Annotated in this window: 12 protein-coding genes and 3 tRNA genes; 13 read left to right on the top strand and 2 right to left on the bottom strand. The window is 38.5% G+C overall.

What is annotated here, in order from left to right:
- The first annotated feature begins 5 nt into the window (after positions 1-5).
- The 13 genes from J4G36_RS13990 to glmM all read left to right on the top strand — a co-directional run bounded on the left by J4G36_RS13990 (position 6) and on the right by glmM (position 13,859).
- Positions 6-1,937: a site-specific DNA-methyltransferase gene (locus tag J4G36_RS13990; protein WP_210471011.1), complete on the top strand. Its 1,932-nt coding sequence runs from the start codon at positions 6-8 to the stop codon at positions 1,935-1,937.
- A gap of 11 nt (positions 1,938-1,948) precedes the next feature.
- The gene (locus tag J4G36_RS13985; protein ID WP_210471010.1) at positions 1,949-5,002 is read left to right on the top strand and encodes a type III restriction-modification system endonuclease; all 3,054 of its coding nucleotides are present in this window, start codon (positions 1,949-1,951) and stop codon (positions 5,000-5,002) included.
- Positions 4,980-5,132 carry a hypothetical protein gene (locus tag J4G36_RS13980; RefSeq protein ID WP_210471009.1) on the top strand — a complete coding sequence of 51 codons (153 nt, stop codon included), beginning with the start codon at positions 4,980-4,982 and terminating at the stop codon, positions 5,130-5,132. The genes J4G36_RS13985 and J4G36_RS13980 overlap by 23 nt, the downstream gene beginning before the upstream one ends.
- Before the next feature lie 47 nt (positions 5,133-5,179).
- A complete protein-coding gene (locus tag J4G36_RS18555; RefSeq protein WP_246880619.1) occupies positions 5,180-6,229 on the top strand; it encodes a CHAT domain-containing protein in 1,050 nt (349 codons plus the stop codon).
- An 828-nt stretch (positions 6,230-7,057) separates the two neighbouring features.
- Positions 7,058-7,129: transfer RNA gene (locus tag J4G36_RS13970), tRNA-Glu, on the top strand.
- A 168-nt stretch (positions 7,130-7,297) separates the two neighbouring features.
- A tRNA-Tyr gene (locus J4G36_RS13965) sits at positions 7,298-7,382 on the top strand.
- Between the two features lie 135 nt (positions 7,383-7,517).
- Positions 7,518-7,589 (top strand) — tRNA-Gln (locus J4G36_RS13960).
- 274 nt (positions 7,590-7,863) lie between these two features.
- Complete coding sequence (gene rocF, locus J4G36_RS13955; protein WP_210471008.1) at positions 7,864-8,769, top strand: arginase; 906 nt, start codon at positions 7,864-7,866, stop codon at positions 8,767-8,769.
- A gap of 211 nt (positions 8,770-8,980) precedes the next feature.
- Positions 8,981-9,544 carry an RNA polymerase sigma factor SigW gene (sigW, locus tag J4G36_RS13950; protein ID WP_210471007.1) on the top strand — a complete coding sequence of 188 codons (564 nt, stop codon included), beginning with the start codon at positions 8,981-8,983 and terminating at the stop codon, positions 9,542-9,544.
- 13 nt (positions 9,545-9,557) lie between these two features.
- Positions 9,558-10,193: an anti-sigma factor family protein gene (locus J4G36_RS13945; RefSeq protein WP_210471006.1), complete on the top strand. Its 636-nt coding sequence runs from the start codon at positions 9,558-9,560 to the stop codon at positions 10,191-10,193.
- 131 nt (positions 10,194-10,324) lie between these two features.
- A complete protein-coding gene (cdaA, locus tag J4G36_RS13940; RefSeq protein ID WP_210471005.1) occupies positions 10,325-11,161 on the top strand; it encodes a diadenylate cyclase CdaA in 837 nt (278 codons plus the stop codon).
- The gene (locus tag J4G36_RS13935; protein WP_210471004.1) at positions 11,154-12,467 is read left to right on the top strand and encodes a CdaR family protein; all 1,314 of its coding nucleotides are present in this window, start codon (positions 11,154-11,156) and stop codon (positions 12,465-12,467) included. The genes cdaA and J4G36_RS13935 overlap by 8 nt, the downstream gene beginning before the upstream one ends.
- Positions 12,468-12,506: 39 nt before the next feature.
- The gene (gene glmM, locus J4G36_RS13930; protein ID WP_210471003.1) at positions 12,507-13,859 is read left to right on the top strand and encodes a phosphoglucosamine mutase; all 1,353 of its coding nucleotides are present in this window, start codon (positions 12,507-12,509) and stop codon (positions 13,857-13,859) included.
- Positions 13,860-13,919: 60 nt separating this feature from the next.
- Here the strand turns inward: glmM and pstA are convergent, their stop codons facing one another.
- Both pstA and pstC read right to left on the bottom strand, forming a co-directional pair.
- Entirely contained in the window at positions 13,920-14,804 is an 885-nt protein-coding gene (pstA, locus tag J4G36_RS13925) for a phosphate ABC transporter permease PstA (RefSeq protein ID WP_483315906.1), read from the bottom strand.
- A gap of 2 nt (positions 14,805-14,806) precedes the next feature.
- Positions 14,807-15,760 carry a phosphate ABC transporter permease subunit PstC gene (gene pstC, locus J4G36_RS13920; RefSeq protein ID WP_210471001.1) on the bottom strand — a complete coding sequence of 318 codons (954 nt, stop codon included), beginning with the start codon at positions 15,758-15,760 and terminating at the stop codon, positions 14,807-14,809.
- Positions 15,761-15,792 lie beyond the last annotated feature (32 nt).

The raw sequence follows: 15,792 nt of genomic DNA, 5'->3' as shown, positions 1-15,792 counted from the left end.
TAATAATGATCAAAGATACACTTGATAATAACAGAAAAGGTATGCTAAATGATAAGAAAATTGCTGTATTGAAGGAGAACTTCCCTAATTGTTTCACAGGAGGTTACTTTGATATTGAGAAGTTCAAAAAGGAGATCAACCAAGATATAGACTTTTCAACAGAAGGTTACGAGCTGAATTTTCTCGGGAAAAACTATGCCAAATTCATTGCAGATTCTATTGACACCGAGACAGTTTTGGTCCCTGATATAGAGCATAATTCTAAGACAGAAAATAGTAAGTCGGAAAACATCTATATTACTGGCGATAATTTAGATGTTCTGAAACATTTAAGGAAGTCATATACGAATAAGGTGAAAATGATCTACATTGATCCACCTTACAACACAGGTGGCGATGATTTTGTCTACAGTGACAACTTTAAATTTACAAAGGAGAAACTTCAAGATGCTTTGGATATTGAGGAGAAGGAAGCTGAGCGTATCATAAGCATGACATCCTCAGATTCGTCTTCTCATAGTGCTTGGCTAACATTCATGTATCCAAGGTTGTTTATTGCCAGGGAGTTATTGGAAGACAGCGGCGTAATCATTATATCAATTGATGACAATGAACAAGCACAACTAAAAATGCTATGTGATGACATCTTTGGTGAAGAAAATGAACTGGGAATGTTTATTATCAATTCCTCACCTAGTGCTATTGATTACGGGCATATAGCGAATATGCACGAATATGCCCTGTTTTATTCTAAGTCTAGCTTGGATACAGAAACTTATGAACTAACGGAAAAAGACAAAGAATTTAAATACAGAGACGAGTTGGGAGAGTTCAACATATACCCGCTATATAATGGAAATGTTGCTTTTAATCCTCAAACACGTCCTAATCTTTATTATCCATTTTATTTAAATCCAAATAAAAAATTGGATAATGATTTTTATGAAATATCCTTGGTAAATAAGGAAGGTTGGATAGAAGTTTATCCTGTTGTTTCAAGAAAAGACGGTATTCAAAGGGTTTGGAGATGGGGTAAACCGAAAGCAGAAGAAGGGTTGAACCAAGAAATAGTAGGATATATTACTGGTTCTGGTGAGTATAGGATAGTTCAAAAAACAAGGCTTACTGGAAAAACGATTCGTTCATTGCATACTGACACCGCCATTTCTAGCAGACGTGGAACTGGAGAAGTTGAAAAACTTTTTGGAGAAAAGGTGTTTTCCTTCCCAAAAGCAGTAGAATTAATTAGCAGATTTGTAGAAGCGGGGACTAAGGATGACGATATTGTTTTAGATTTCTTCTCAGGATCTGCAACTACTGCACATGCGATTTTGAAACAAAATGCGGAGGATGGAGGTAGACGGAAATTCATCCTTGTACAACTAGATGAATCTGTGAGCAAAGATTCAGTAGCAGGAAAAGCGGGTTTTAAAACAATTGATGAAATTGGTAGAGAAAGAATAATCCGTGCTGCCAACCAAATTAAAGAAGAGACACAGTCAGATATTGATTACGGCTTTAAGCACTTCTATGCGAAAACATTGGATGAAAATATCATAGACAAATTAAGTGATTTTGATCCAAACCTATTAGCATCTGAATTAGAGGTTGAATTCGATAAAGAGACAATCCTGACGACTTGGTTAAACCAAGATGGGCATGGTCTTATCCCGTCAGTCAAGGAAGTCGATCTAGGTGGGTATATTGGCTATTATGTGGACGATTATCTCTATCTACTAGATAAAGGTTTATTACAACAGCATATTGATACTTTATTGTCGCAATTAGTTGAGGATAAAAATTTCAATCCAACAAATATTGTCGTATATGGTTACAATTTTGTTGATTTTAATATTTTGACTCAACTAGAAACCAATTTAAAGCAGCTAAGAAATGAAGAGAAAAATATTGAAGTTTCATTGATTAAACGATATTGAGGTGAACAAAGTTGGATTTAATTTTAAAAAGAAATTTAGAACATCAAACGATTCCGATTGAGAGACTTTGTTCGATTTTCTCAAATGTCGGTATACAAAAACCCATGAAAAGTATTGAAAATCCTATCATTGATATAAAGAGTCCTTATATAAATTCAAACATAAAACGTTTGCAGGCTGATCTACCTTCTAATATGCAGGGAGTCAGTCAAGTTGAAACGGATTACTTGAATATTGATATAAAAATGGAGACAGGTACAGGAAAAACTTATGTTTATACAAAGACTATTTATGAACTAAATAAATTATACGGGTTCAAAAAGTTTATTGTTGCGGTTCCTTCATTGGCTATTAAAGCTGGAACAGCAAACTTTATGAAGGGCCAAAGCAACATCAATCATTTTAAAAATATTTGTGGCTACAATACAGAAATAAAGCTAAGAACAGTAGAAAGTATTAGAACAAAAAAAGGCTCAAAGAAATATGTACCAAATACCATTCGTGACTTTGTCACATCATCTAATTTTCAGAGAAACACGATAGAAGTGTTACTAGTAAATATGCAGCATTTAAGGGAGAGCAAAAACGGGGTTTTGGTACGAGATGACTACGATTCCCACATAGAAGGTTATTACAGGCCGATAGATGCTATTTCCGCTACAAGACCTATTATGATCATGGACGAGCCACACCGTTTTAGCCGTGACAATGCAACGTTCAAATTTATTGAAGATCAGGTAAAGCCGCAAATGATTGTACGCTTTGGTGCGACCTTTCCTAGTGCGTTCGTAGGGAGAGGGAGAAATAGAGTTGAAGTAAAAGATTATCAAAACTTAATATATGACTTAAATATTCATAAAGCATTCGAACAAAACCTTATTAAAGGTATAGCCAAAGAGCACGTTGAAAGTCCCGATTATGAAGAAGAAGTATATAAAATCTTAAAAATGAAAAGAGGAGAGTTTGTTCGCTTTCAAAAAACAGCCCTTAATGAGAAAAATCAAACAGTCAAAACAACAAAAGATTTGAAAGTACATGATTCGTTGAGTCTACTATCCCCGAAACTTTCAGGTATTACGATAGACAGCATTTTGGCTACTAAGATTAATTTAAGTAATGGAGAAGAAAAGTTCACAGGAGATGTATTTTTTGCGGATGTGTTTGCAACCTCTTATGTGAGAGAATCCATACGGCTAGCTTTAAAGAGGCATTTTGAAACAGAACGGGAGAACTTCAAACGAAAATTCAAGATCAAGACTTTAGCTTTGTTCTTTATTGATGATATTCATTCGTATCGGGATAATGACATTAAAGAGCCTTATTTAAAGAATATATTTGAAGAAGAATTGAAGCGAATGCTAGAGAAAGAAATTGGAGAATGTAATATTTTTGAATCAGAATATCGAGAGTATCTTGAAGAATCCCTTTCGAATATTAATGAAACGCATGCTGGATACTTTTCGCAAGATAATGTGTCAACTGAAGAAGAAATTGAGAAAGAAGTAAACACAATCCTATTCGATAAAGAAAAACTCTTGAGTCTAGTAGATGAGAATGGTAAAGCAAACACAACACGATTCATTTTCTCGAAGTGGACATTAAAAGAAGGATGGGATAATCCGAATATCTTTACGATTGCCAAGTTACGTTCTAGTGGAAGTGATAATAGTAAATTGCAAGAAATAGGACGTGGGCTACGTCTGCCTGTAGATGAAACTGGAAATAGAATCGAAAATGAAACCTTTACGCTAAATTATATAGTAGACTTTACTGAAAAAGACTTTGTGAAAAAGCTAGAAGGTGAAATTTACGGTGAAATATCCTTTGATCAAATGTCTCTTACTTCTGAACAAATTGAAAAGATTGCTACAGATAAAGGAGTTAGTAAAGAAGAGGTTCTTATAGACCTTATGGGTAAAGGATTTATTTCATTTGATAGAGAAATAAAAATGGACAAGCTACAAGAGTTTATTAATGATTACCCGGAGATATTTAATAAACTTGATAAAAATAGAGTGCGTGATCGAAATGTTGATACAAAGAAAAAGGTTGCTATTCGCAAGGGGAATTATTGGAAACTAAAAGATTTGTGGGAGCAGTTAAATGAAAAGTATTATTTACATTTCGACACAATTAGTGATGAAGTACTCACTAGTACTCTCTCAGATGTAATTACAGAGGACTTGATAAACAAAACAGTTAGACGAACCAAAAGGGAAACATCAGAAATGGTGCAAGGAGAGCTAATATTTAATGTGACGCTAGATTCAATTGATAGCTCATATGATGATACTTTACTTTATGGAACATTTTTAAAAGCCGTTGCTGAGAACACAAATGTTTCTATTCCTTTAATTCATGCAGGGATAGTAAGAGCATCTAAAATGAAAAAGATAGAAAATGCCTTCTTTACAAAGGATACGGTGAGAAGCATGACTATTTATTTCAAACAGCGGATTTATGATGAATTGCTGAAAATTTATTCATATAAGAAATTACCAAACACGACAGTACATCCTACAGAATTAACTGAAGAAAATGGTAATCCAAGGGATTACGTAAAGACTTCCGCTTATCTCGGTATAAATGAAAGAAAAGGGACACCATTGGACAATTACTTGTATGACACTATTTTATTCGACTCTAAAATTGAAGAAGATAATATCAGCGAGAATATCAGTAGTGTTGAGGTATATGGGAAGATCCCCAAACGCACCATGCAAATACCTTTCATTGATGGAAGCACGTATAGCCCGGACTTTATGTATGTAATAAAAGATAAAGAAGGAAATCCTACAATTAACTTAGTTGTCGAGAGTAAAGGAGTAAATAAAAAGCAAGATCTTAGAGGTATAGAGGATCATAAAATAGAAGCTGCTAATAAACTCTTTGATATGGTTAAAGAAGTAGGAGGCAATGATGAGTATGGTGGGCAATCAAAATTAGAAGATATAGATGATGTGTTGCGAAGAAAAGGAATCAACGTTACCTATACAAGGCAAATTAACAATGAGAAGGTACTTGATATTGTAAATCAACTTATTGAAAAAACATATAACACTTGAGGACTACTTAGCAACAGACAACCCTAGAGTAAACAGTAAAAGGCAGTTCCTATACCGTGATAATGGAACTGCCTTTTTAATGGCGAAAAGAATGTACGTTCGTGTAGGTGTGTTGTTGCGTATAGAGTAATCAATATAATATTAGTATTGAAATTTAACATTGGGAGGTTGTGCATATTGTCGCTCATTGCAACGTACAGAAGGACAATCAATAGAAAAAAAGGAGAGTTAAACAGACTAAGGATTTCTAAAGCTACTGAGCTAGGAAAAATATCATCACATAAGAAAAAGGTTCTTTCAGCTAAAGCAACTATAGGTAGAACAAAGTCAACTGCTACCATAAATTCTAAATATAGAGAAATTGAACGGGAAGAAAAGAAACTAGCTGACATTGATAAAAAAGTTGCGGGAATTGATAAAAAAATAGCAAAGGTTGAAGGAGATGTAATAGCTGCAGAAAAGAAATTGGGTCGTGAAGTTGAACGTGAGCAAAAGAAAAGAGAAGCTGCCGAAAAGAAGAAACTAGCTGACAACGAAAAACGTATGAGGGAGGTTAACGTAATGCTAGATAGACATAGTGACATGCACCAAGACACAAATAAGGTAATGGAAGAATTGAAGAACTTACCAGAGGAAATTACTGTCCTATTTATGGCTTCAAATCCATTAGATGCACCTCAATTAAGATTGGATGAAGAGGCTAGGGCCATTCAAGAGATGATCAGAAAATCGGAACATAGGGATTCTGTATCGTTCGAAACTCGATGGGCAACCAGGGCTTTGGATGTAATACAAGCGATTAATGAGGAAAATCCTGCAATCATACACTTTAGTGGACATGGATCGGATGATGATGAAGTCGTCTTCCAAGACAATCAAGGGAATGCTAAACTTGTTTCCAAAGAGGCAATAGTTCAAACAATGATGAGTACATCTGATGAAATTAAATTGGTGTTTTTTAATACCTGTTTTTCTTATGGACAGGCAAAGGCAGTAGTACAACATGTAGATGCAGCCATTGGGATGACGACAACAATAGGTGATGAAGCTGCTAGGGTCTTTTCTGCTCAGTTTTATTCTGCTATCGGATTTGGACTTTCAGTAACAAAAGCATTTGAGCAAGGAAAAGCTGCTCTAATGCTTGAAGGTATTCCAGAAGAGGATACACCAGAATTGTATGTGAAAGAAGGACTCGACCCAAATGAGTTAATCATAGTGAAACCTTAACTTTACTCTTTAAGCGTGTTCATTGTTCTGTGGCAGATGGAAAAGACGGGAGTTTTGGTTCTCCCATCTTGTTTTTACCTCTTAAATCACTACGGTGAACCGTAACAGATGTTAAGTCAGATGAATTGCATTGCCGTGAGTATTTTTAATGTATTGTCTATGTCAAGCTGTCTAGTAATGAATTGACATAAAAGTATTTCGAATATATGTTAGAATACACGTGGGAATTAGATATGAGAAATAGTGTTCTTTAACTAACTGTCCCTTATACACAGTAATAGCCGTAAAATGCCCCTATTATCGTTGTATACAAGTATGTATAGGTGCATGTATAAGAACTTGATCTAGGGCTTCAGGTGGCCTTGTATGATTGCAGTAGCATTGAGCAAACTAATTATTACTCCCACCACTTCAACATGCTCAACAAAAGGGAGAAGATTAGTGGAGTCCAAAAGTATTTTCATTTTAATAATTACCATTTGCTTTTATTCGTTAGCTGTGTTATTATTTTAGATGTCGTTGAAAATCTTGTTTTTTAATTCATTAAACGTATTTTGTTTTATTTGTTGCCCGGTTGTTGTCCAATTGTTGCCCAAAACAACCAAACAGAACTTTTTAATCCTATGAAACCTTATCGAAACACTTATCTAACAAGCGTTACCTCAATCAGTCATAATAGAGAATAAGACTTGTACAGACATGGTAAGGAAGAGGTCACCGGTTCGATTCCGGTTGGAAGCTCCAGAGAATACATATGATTGACGATTATACAATCAACGATATGATTAAAGCTTCCATCAATGGACCTGACTTTATCATTTTTAACGAGGCCCCTTGGTCAAGCGGTTAAGACACCGCCCTTTCACGGCGGTATCACGGGTTCGAATCCCGTAGGGGTCATTAAAGCATTTTGAAAGCGCACTTTGCTTTCAAAATGCTACCTTGAATAACTGTCAAAACTTGTTTTGACAGTTGAGGCATATTTTCGTGGCACTTAACGAAAATAGTTCTGCCGGAAAAAGGTAATCTGGCTAACTTGCCGGAAAAAGATACATATTATACTAACCTGGTGGGGTAGCGAAGTGGCTAAACGCGGCGGACTGTAAATCCGCTCCCTCAGGGTTCGGCGGTTCGAATCCGTCCCCCACCACCATTAAATTTTCCAACGCGAAGCGTTCGAAAATTTTTCCTTAAAGCACTACATCAAAACGCAGTTTTGATCCTAAGGCATATTTTCGTGGAATCTAACGAAAATAGTTCTGCTGGAAATCCCTTATATTTCCACCTTTGGGGTATAGCCAAGCGGTAAGGCAACGGACTTTGACTCCGTTATTCGTTGGTTCGAATCCAGCTACCCCAGTAAAATTTTAGAAAGTCCTTTCCAATCAACTTGGGAAGGACTTTTTTGTGTCTATATTTCGCTATTAGTCGTTTGCAGCATCGCATTGGTCGTTTGATTGACGTCATTAGTCGACTTAGCCAGCGGATTAGTCGGTTAGGATGCATCATTGGTCGTTTGACTGTCTTCTTTAGTCGTTTGGGTGTGAAAATGAATAAAAATCCGGTAAGCTGTCGAGTTGAGCCATTTGATTTTGAGATTTATACTATAGATGTTGTGCGAAAGGGGTAGTTAAATGGATAAACATAAAATATCAATCATTGGGGTTCCGTTAGATCACGGTCAGAGTCGTCGCGGGGTAGATATGGGACCGAGTGCAATCCGATATGCAGGCGTAATTGAACGTATTGAAGCAATCGGGCATGAAGTGGTCGACGAAGGTAATATTCAAATTGAAGTAGCGAAAAACGCAGAAGCGCAAAACTCTAAACTTAAAAATTTAAATGAAGTGATTAAGGCAAATACAAGCCTTGCAGAAAAAGTGGAGGAAACAGTGGCAAGTGGACGGTTCCCACTTATTCTTGGCGGGGATCATAGCATTGCGATTGGGACGCTCGCTGGACTTGCGTCAACATACAAAAACCTTGGGGTAATTTGGTACGATGCACATGCAGATTTGAATACGAGCGAAACTTCGCCTTCTGGAAATATTCATGGCATGCCAATGGCTGTGAGTATTGGTTTGGGTGATGAGCAACTTATAAATATACATACAGAAGGTCAAAAAGTGAAGCCTGAAAATATTGTGATTATTGGGGCAAGATCAGTTGATCCAGGTGAAAGAGCGTTAATTAAAGAAAAAGGCATTAAAGTATATACGATGCATGAGATTGATAAATACGGTATGACTGCAGTTATACAAGATTCAATCGCTTATTTACAATCGCGTGAATTAGATGGTGTGCATTTGTCATTGGATTTGGACGGTTTAGATCCACTATACACACCGGGAGTTGGAACACCGGTACCGGGCGGAATCAGTTACCGCGAAAGTCATCTTGCTATGGAAATGCTAGAAGAATCAGGAATCATTACATCTGCAGAGTTTGTTGAAGTGAATCCGATATTAGATGAAAAAAATAAAACGGCGGATGTTGCAGTCGGTCTAATTGGATCATTGTTTGGCGAGAAGTTACTGTAAATATTTATTGAAAAAAGCTTGTCCACTAGTGGGATAAGCTTTTTTTGTACAAAAAATACCTGAAAGTGGAATCATTTTGTTGAAATATGATTATATAAGGAAGTTTTTTCTAGAATCTGTTAATATTAAAGAAACTATTTTAAAATAAATGAAACCTGTTGACACCTTCAATCGTATAGAAGGGGCAGCCGCATGGAGCGGAGGGAAAACTGTGGATGAATTGATTAATAAACGAATAAATGAAGTGTTGAAGGGCAATCAAGATGCATTTGAAGAAATCGTGACCTTATTTCAACATCGTCTTTACCATGTCTGTTATCGAATGTTGAGTAATCGGCAAGAGGCAGAAGATATTGCACAAGAGGCATTTGTCCGAGCTTATATCAATATTCATACTTTTGACCAAAAGCGAAAGTTTTCAACATGGCTATTTAGGATTGCAACGAATTTATGTATTGATCGCATTAGAAAGAAAAAGCCCGATTATTACCTAGACGCAAATGTTCCTGGAACGGAAGGACTCACAATGTATTCGCAAATTGCAGCGGCCGGTGAACTTCCGGAAGAAGAAATTGAACGAATGGAAACGCGGGAACGCATTCAATATGAAATAGGTCGGCTCTCCGATAAATATCGTTCTGTAATTATTTTGCGTTATATCGAAGAGTTACCGTTACAGGAAATAAGTGATATTTTGGAATTGCCATTGGGAACAGTTAAAACTCGCGTACACCGCGGTCGAGCTGCCTTAAGAAAACAAATGGGTAATTTGTAGGGAGGAATCTGATATGAATACGTGTCCGGAACACTTCGTTCATTCAATGCACGCGTATTTAGATGGCGATATAAACAGTGCTGATGAGCGAGAACTTATGGAACATCTTGAATCTTGCTCGGATTGTGATGAACTTATGAAAAGCATGAGCGATTCAATCGCATTATTAGAAAATATAGAACCAATACAGGCGCCTGAAGGCTTTGTTGAAGGGGTTATGAATCGTCTTCCGAAAGAGAAAAAGAAAGCTGGCGTTCAAAGGTGGCTTAGAAAACATCCGCTATTGGCTGCTGTGGCGCTATTCTTTCTAATGATGAGCGTTTCAACGTTTTCAAGTTTCGGCAATGATCAGCAATTTTCAGTGACGAAACAACCAAACCTCGTTGTTGAAGGAGAGACTGTTCTGGTTCCTGAGGGAGAAATTGTAAAAGGCGATGTTGTTGTAAAGAATGGCGAACTCAGGGTCGATGGTGAAGTAGATGGAAATATTACCGTGATTGGCGGGTCGAAATATATGGCCTCCACGGCTGTTGTAACGGGCGAGATTGAAGAAATCAATAAGGCGTTTGATTGGTTATGGTATAAAATAAAGAAAACAGCCAAAGATATTTGGCCTTCATCGAAAAAGGATGAAATTATAGAAGAGTAAATTTAGCGACCGAAGAAAACCGCAATCGGCGGGATTCGGTCGCTTTTCATATGTTATATAGAAGCATAGAGTGGTATCAATATGATATAATAGTTAACATATGAAATCGTCAATGAAGGTAGGCGAAGCACATGCCGTTTTGGGAAAAAGTTGTTAGTCTCAGTCCAGTTGCAACGTTCATTAATATTGTGGATGTGCTTCTTGTCTGGTTTGTTATTTATCAATTATTCAAGATTATTAAAGGAACGAAAGCAGTACAGCTATTAAAAGGAATTTTCGTTCTTATCATTGTTCGATTACTAACGGATGTATTTCATTTTGATACCTTGAAATGGTTGTTAGATCAAGTGTTGCCTTGGGGTTTTCTAGCAATCATCATTATCTTCCAACCTGAGTTGCGACGTGCGCTTGAACAACTTGGACGCGGTAGACTTTTCGCACGGACAGCAATGCAAGAGGAAGAAGAACATGACCGCTTAATGGAAGCATTGTCGAAATCCGTGAACTATATGGCAAAACGCCGAATTGGTGCACTAATTTCAATCGAACGTGAAACAGGACTTAGTGAATATATCGAAACTGGTACACCTCTGAATTCTGTTGTAACCTCAGAGCTTTTAATAAATATATTCATTCCAAACGCGCCGTTGCATGATGGTGCTGTTATATTGCATAAAAATCAAATCGCCGCGGCTGGTTGTTATTTACCGCTATCTGAAAGTCCTTTCATTTCAAAAGAACTGGGAACTAGGCATCGTGCAGCTCTTGGATTAAGCGAAGTAACGGATGCCATTACAATTATCGTTTCAGAAGAGACAGGCGCGATTAGCCTGGCGATTGACGGAGAATTATATCGTGATCTTAGTATCGAGGAATTCGAAGCAAGATTGCGACGAGTTTGGTTCGGTACGACAACTGAGCAAAAAAATACTTCCAAATGGAAATGGGGAGTGAAAAGAAATGGATAAAATTATGGACAACCCATGGTTTCTTCGTTTCACGGCCTTATTTCTAGCGGTGATCTTGTTTTATTCGGTACAGACCGATGAAGGAGAACAGAATGGCAACAAGGTGGGTGACCATCTCGATACGATTCGTGATGTGCCTGTTCAGGTCTATTATGACAATGAAAATCTAGTTGTGACTGGTGTACCTGAAACAGTTAATGTAACAATTGAAGGTCCAGTAAATCTTGTTCAAACGACAAAGATGTTAAAAGACTTTACGTTAATTGTTGATTTACGGGAGTTGACGATGGGAAGACATCAGGTTCGTATACAACCTGAAAACATTTCAGAGAAATTACAGGTGCGCATTGATCCAGCAATGGTGAATGTATTAATCGAAGAGAAAATTACTGAAACATTCAAAGTAGAACCCGAATTCAATACAAGGCTACTTGCCGAAGATTTTCATGTGGCAAATATGGATGTCGTTCCGTCTACAATAGAAGTAACGGGTGCTAAAAGTATCATTGAATCCATTAGTTTTGTTAAAGCAACTGTGGTCGGAGAAAATGGCATTAAAGAATCATTTGAGCACCAAGCTAAAGTTAGAGTGCTTGATCGAGACTTGAATAAATTAGACGTTTCCATCGTTCCAGAGACTGTTACTGTCAAAGTGGAAGTGGTTGAAAACAGCAAGGAAGTCCCAATTGTATTAAAATCGACAGGCACTCCGCCAGATAATGTGACCATCGATTCGGTAGCATCTTCATCGGAAATGCTGACGATTTTTGGCCCAAGTAAAATTCTTGACGCAATTGATGCAGTCGCAGTCGAAATTGACATATCAAAAATAAAAGAGTCGCAAACAATGGAAGTTGATATTCCGAAGCCCAAAGGCGTGTCAAAAATATCAATGTCAAAAATAAAAGTAGATGTTAAAGCCACGGTTGAATCCACGGTTGAAGAACCGGATGTGGATGCGGAAGCACAAGCGGATGATGAATTGGACGAAGATATTGCGTCAGAGAATGCTGAACCAACAACGGAAACAATCAGTTTTGAAAATGTTGAAGTCACAGTAAATGGTTTAGATGAAAAATATAAAAGCACATTACTGAAACCGGAAAACGGCATAGTAACATTGACAGTCGTGGCTGAACCTGACATCGTTGAGAAACTAGCAAAATCTGATTTCACGGTTTCAATCGATGCGTCAGCAGTAGTTGCTGAGGGCGAGAGCGTTTTTCCTGTTACGGTAGAAGGTCCGCAAGATTTGGAGTGGACACTTTCTGAAGAAGAAGTAACGATGAGGATTGAGCTCGCTTAATGAACAGAAACAATGTGTAGTTTGAAAGGGAGAATGGAAATGACAAAGTATTTCGGTACGGATGGCGTACGTGGGATTGCAAATGACGAACTAACCCCAGAGCTTGCATTTAGACTTGGGAGAATTGGGAGTTACGTGTTAACGAAAGACTCGCAGGAGAAGCCGCGTGTAATTGTTGGTAGAGATACGCGTATTTCAGGCTACATGCTTGAAAATGCTTTAATCGCAGGTGTTTTATCGACAGGTGTAGAAGTTATGACACTCGGCGTCATTAGCACACCAGGCGTTGCTTATTTGACCCGTGTAATGAATGCAAACGGTGGCGTTATGATTTCCGCTTCCCATAACCCGGTCGAAGATAACGGCATTAAATTTTTTGGTGCGGATGGCTACAAACTGACAGAAGAGCAAGAAGAAGAAATCGAAAAGTTGCTTAATGAACAGGAAGATACGTTGCCACGCCCGACTGGTTCTGATGTCGGTTCTGTAATGGAATATTTTGAAGGTGGCCATAAATATATTCAGTACTTGAAACAATCCGTTGAAGAAGACTTCACGGGTATACACGTAGCCGTAGATTGTGCGCACGGCGCGACTTCTACATTAGCGACACATGTCTTTGCGGATTTAGATGCCGACATTTCAACGATGGGTGCATCTCCGAATGGACTTAATATAAACGACGGGGTTGGTTCGACACATCCTGAAAAGCTCGCTGAATTTGTACTTGAAAAAGAAGCGAATATCGGTTTGGCCTTTGACGGCGACGGAGACCGTCTAATTGCTGTGGACGAAAACGGTAAAATTGTCGATGGCGATCAAATTATGTACATCATTGGACGTTTCTTGCAATCAGAAGGACGTTTAAAACAGGATACGATTGTATCAACAATTATGAGTAATCTAGGGTTTTACAAAGCCCTTACGGAACACGGTTTAACAAGCGTGAAAACAGCAGTTGGCGATAAATATGTCGTCGAAGAGATGGTGAAAGGCGGTTATAATTTTGGCGGAGAACAATCCGGCCATATTATATTCCTTGACTATAATACGACTGGGGACGGACTTTTAACTGGACTCCAACTCGTGAATATCATGAAAGCAACTGGACGCACATTATCCAGCCTTGCGAGCGAAATGACGATTTACCCGCAAGAACTTATAAACGTTCGCGTGACAGATAAAAATGCAGTCACTGCTAATGAAAGTGTTGCAAAAGTAATTGCTGAAGTCGAAAAAGAAATGGCTGGCAACGGTCGCGTTCTCGTTCGTCCTTCAGGTACGGAACCACTTGTTCGTGTAATGGTAGAAGCACCGACAATCGAGGATTGCAAACGCTATGTAGATCGAATTGTAGCTGTTGTTCAAACTGAAATGGGTTTGACAGAGTAATCACAAAAAGCTATCCAATGTGCGCGTATTTGAAACGCTCACTTGGATAGCTTTTTTCATTTAGTGTTGTTGTTGAAATTTATTGCGAATGACGATCGCCGTTGTATTTAACAGTAATAAGGCGATTAGCAACACGATGATTGTCGCAGCTGCTAAGTTTGCGTATTCCGCAGTGAGAGATGAGTCCAGTGTCCAATAATAGACCTGCATGGGAAGCACTGTAAACTTGTCGAATATCCCACCCGGAAAAGGAATTAGCAACGCAGGAATGCCAATAACGACTAACGGAGCAGTTTCACCAATCGCACGCGATAGCGACAAGATGGCACCCGTTAATATCCCGGGAAGCGCACTTGGCAAGATGATGCTCTTAATCGTTTGCCACTTGGTCGCGCCCATTCCATAAGAAGCTTCACTCAACGGATTTGGCACCGCCCTAATTGCCTCCTGACTTGCAACGATGACAATAGGGAGAATGAGGAGGGACATCGTCAGTCCGCCCGCAAGCACGATATTACCAAAATTCAAGGCTCGAGCAAATACTGTCAATCCGAGGATCCCATAGACAATTGAAGGAACACCAGCCAGGTTTGAAATATTTGTTTGGATGAATCCTTGCAAACGTCCTTTTTTCGCATATAGCTCCAAGTAAATGGCTGTTCCGACGCCTAAAAACATGGTGACAGGCGCAACGACAAGCATTAACCAGAAGGTCCCCAGAATAGCGCCCATAATTCCAGCGCGTTCAGGTTGGGTTGATAATTTACCCGTTAAGAAATCGAAATTTAGCCAGCCAAAACCTTCAAAAAACACTCGGTAAATTAAGACTGAAAGCACAACGAGACCAAATAGCGTGGCGAGAAGAAAGATATATTTAGAGATGGCATTTATTAATAAACGCATCGTCATTCTTCTACTCACTTTACGTTCTACGGCTCTTTCCATCATTAATACGCCTCCCTATACTTGCGGGAAATTGATCTTGCCAATAAATTCATCAGCAGTGTGAATACGAATAGCGTCATCGCAACAGCATACAAGCTATAATAGATTGTCGAACCTGCAGGTGCATCTCCGCCAGTTACTTCTACAATATAAGCGGTCATCGTTTGCATGGATTGTGTAATATCGAATGTGAAGTTTTTCGTGCTTCCGCTGGCAATCGTGACAATCATCGTTTCGCCAATTGCACGAGAAATTCCAAGAACAAATGAGGCGATGATTCCGGAAAGGGCGGCTGGAATGACCACTTTTTTCGTCACTTCTAATCTCGTTGAACCCAAAGCTAATGCACCTTCCCGCATGGCGTTTGGCACTGAACTCATGGCATCTTCAGACAGCGAGGCAATCATTGGAATGATCATGACCCCCATGACAATTCCAGGACTTAAGATATTTGTCGCTTCAAGCCCAGGTATGAACTCACGTAATAGCGGTGTAACGAAAGTGAATGCGAAAAATCCATAGACGATTGTCGGGATTCCAGCGAGTATTTCAAGTAATGGCTTAACCGTTTTTCGAACCTTTTCAGATGCATATTCACTCAAATAAATAGCAGACATTAACCCTATGGGGGCGGCAACTGCCATAGCAATGAGTGAAGAAGTCACAGTACCGATAATAAGCGGTAGGACACCAAATTCTGGTGTTTGGCTCAGTGGTTTTAACGTCGTACCCGTAAAGAAATCTGCAATCGGTACCCGTTTAAAAAACTCGATTGTTTCGGATAATAGTGTGTAGACGATACCGATGGTCGTTAAAATCGATACAGAAGCAATTAGAAATAGAAAGAATGGAATCGCTTTTTCGAACGACTCCTTGAAATTTCTTGAGTGCTGCTTTTGTTCGATTAATTCCCTGATGCCAATTTCACGCTTTGTTAGTTCATTCTTAATCGGCATTGTATAAGGCACTCCTTTATCATTTATAAGGT

It is taken from the genome of Sporosarcina sp. 6E9, assembly GCF_017921835.1.
Lineage (GTDB): Bacteria > Bacillota > Bacilli > Bacillales_A > Planococcaceae > Sporosarcina.
Note: the sequence above shows the minus strand (reverse complement) of the source record. Positions and strands in the feature narration are given on the sequence as shown.